Source organism: Heliomarina baculiformis, assembly GCF_019966545.1.
Lineage (GTDB): Bacteria > Pseudomonadota > Alphaproteobacteria > Rhodobacterales > Rhodobacteraceae > Heliomarina > Heliomarina baculiformis.
Window position 1 is genome coordinate 1 of sequence record NZ_JAIMIC010000031.1, and the last position, 2,500, is coordinate 2,500.

Below are 2,500 nucleotides of genomic sequence, written 5' to 3' on the forward strand. Positions count from 1 at the left end.
GCTGCACTCGAAGCGCACAAGGCCGCGTTACGCCCTGCCCACAACGCGGAAAGCCGCCTTGCGGCGGCTTGTTCGGTAAGTTGGTTGCGGGAGTAGGATTTGAACCTACGACCTTCAGGTTATGAGCCTGACGAGCTACCGGGCTGCTCCATCCCGCGACAGGGTGGTTCATCGTTAGAGAGATACGTTTACAGGGTTTTACTAGGTCTGGCGATGACCTACTCTCCCACGTCTTGAGACGCAGTACCATTGGCGCAAAGGCACTTAACGGCCGGGTTCGGAATGGATCCGGGTGTTTTGCTCTCGCTATGATCACCAGACCAAGAAAAACCCTGTAAATTCCAAGTCAGTACGCTTGTCTTGGCCTCGGCTGTGAGGTTTCAGACATATTGGTGTGTATGCTTTTGATTGTTCGGTAAAAGCTGTCTGGCTTTTACTGGATCAAATCAAGCCTATCGGGCAATTAGTACCAGTCAACTGAACGCGTTGCCGCGCTTACATCTCTGGCCTATCGACGTGGTGGTCTACCACGGCCCTCAGGGATACCTTGTTTTGAGGGGGGCTTCCCGCTTAGATGCCTTCAGCGGTTATCCTGTCCGATCATAGCTACCCAGCACTGCTATTGGCATAACAACTGGTCCACCAGTGGATCGTTCACCCCGGTCCTCTCGTACTAGGGGCAACTCCTCTCAAGTATCCTACACCCACGGCAGATAGGGACCGAACTGTCTCACGACGTTCTAAACCCAGCTCACGTACCTCTTTAAACGGCGAACAGCCGTACCCTTGGGACCTGCTCCAGCCCCAGGATGAGATGAGCCGACATCGAGGTGCCAAACACTGCCGTCGATATGGACTCTTGGGCAGTATCAGCCTGTTATCCCCGGCGTACCTTTTATCCGTTGAGCGATGGCCCTCCCACTTGGGACCACCGGATCACTATGGCCGTCTTTCGACTCTGCTCGACTTGTCAGTCTTGCAGTCAGGCTGGCTTCTGCCATTGCACTCAACGAGCGATTTCCGACCGCTCTGAGCCAACCTTCGCGCGCCTCCGTTACGCTTTAGGAGGCGACCGCCCCAGTCAAACTACCCGCCACGCAGGGTCCCGGATCCGGATAACGGACCGCGGTTAGACATCAAGAGTAAGAAGGGTGGTATCTCAAGGGAGGCTCCACAGAAACTGGCGTTCCTGGTTCAAAGCCTACCACCTATCCTGCACATCTCAATCCTGATGCCAGTGCGAAGCTGTAGTAAAGGTGCACGGGGTCTTTCCGTCTAACCGCGGGAAACCTGCATCTTGACAGGTAATTCAATTTCGCTGAGTCGATGTTGGAGACAGCGGGGAAGTCGTTACGCCATTCGTGCAGGTCGGAACTTACCCGACAAGGAATTTCGCTACCTTAGGACCGTTATAGTTACGGCCGCCGTTTACCTGGGCTTCAATTCAGAGCTTGCACCCCTCCTTTTAACCTTCAGGCACCGGGCAGGCGTCAGACCCTATACGTCGTCTTTAGACTTCGCAGAGCCCTGTGTTTTTAGTAAACAGTCGCCACCCCCTGGTTTGTGCCCCCAGCCAATACTTGCGTAGAAACTGGGCCTCCTTCTCGCGAACTTACGGAGGTATTTTGCCGAGTTCCTTCAACATCGTTCTCTCAAGCGCCTTGGTATTCTCTACCAGTCCACCTGTGTCGGTTTAGGGTACGATCTCATGTAGGGCTATTTCCAGGAACCAATCAGCGGCCCACCCAATCCGATAAGGGTGAACAACCTTCATGATCCGTCACGTCCTACTGGCTCAGGAATATTAACCTGATTCCCATCGACTACGCCTTTCGGCCTCGCCTTAGGGGTCGGCTTACCCTGCTCAGATTAGCTTTAAGCAGGAACCCTTGGACTTTCGGCGAGAGTGTCTCTCACACTCTTTGTCGCTACTCATGTCATCATTCTCGCTAGTGATCTCTCCACCGGATCGCTCACGCGCCGGCTTCACAGAAAGCCTCTTGTGTCCAATCCTACCGGAGTAGGTAAGGACACATGAGACTATGTCACACTACGCTCTGCTACCATGTGCTATGCACATCCTAAGCTTCGGCTCATGGCTTGAGCCCCGTTACATCTTCGCCGCAGGATATCTTAATTAGACCAGTGAGCTGTTACGCTATCTTTAAAGGATGGCTGCTTCTAAGCCAACCTCCTGGTTGTTTTGGACGTCCCACCTGCTTTCCCACTTAGCCATGAATTGGGGGCCTTAGCTGTAGGTCAGGGTTGTTTCCCTCTCCACTACGGACGTTAGCATCCGCAGTGTGTCTGCCATCTAGTACTCCCGGGTATTCGGAGTTTGGTTAGGATCAGTAAGCCTGTGGGGCCCCATTACCCATCCAGTGCTCTACCCCCCGGGGTATTCGGATGACGCTCTACCTAAATAGATTTCGCAGAGAACCAGCTATCTCCGAGTTTGATTGGCCTTTCACCCCTAGGCACAGCTCATCCCGATCCTTTT

The 2,500-nt window shown here is 53.7% G+C and carries 1 tRNA gene and 2 rRNA genes (1 of these 3 cut by a window edge); all 3 read right to left on the reverse strand.

Going from position 1 to position 2,500, the window contains the following annotated elements:
* Positions 1-81: 81 nt before the first annotated feature.
* A tRNA-Met gene (locus MF268_RS25015) sits at positions 82-158 on the reverse strand.
* Positions 159-205: 47 nt separating this feature from the next.
* A 5S ribosomal RNA gene (rrf, locus tag MF268_RS25020) occupies positions 206-320 on the reverse strand.
* Positions 321-442: 122 nt separating this feature from the next.
* Positions 443-2,500 (reverse strand): 23S ribosomal RNA (locus tag MF268_RS25025); it runs 773 nt beyond the window's last position.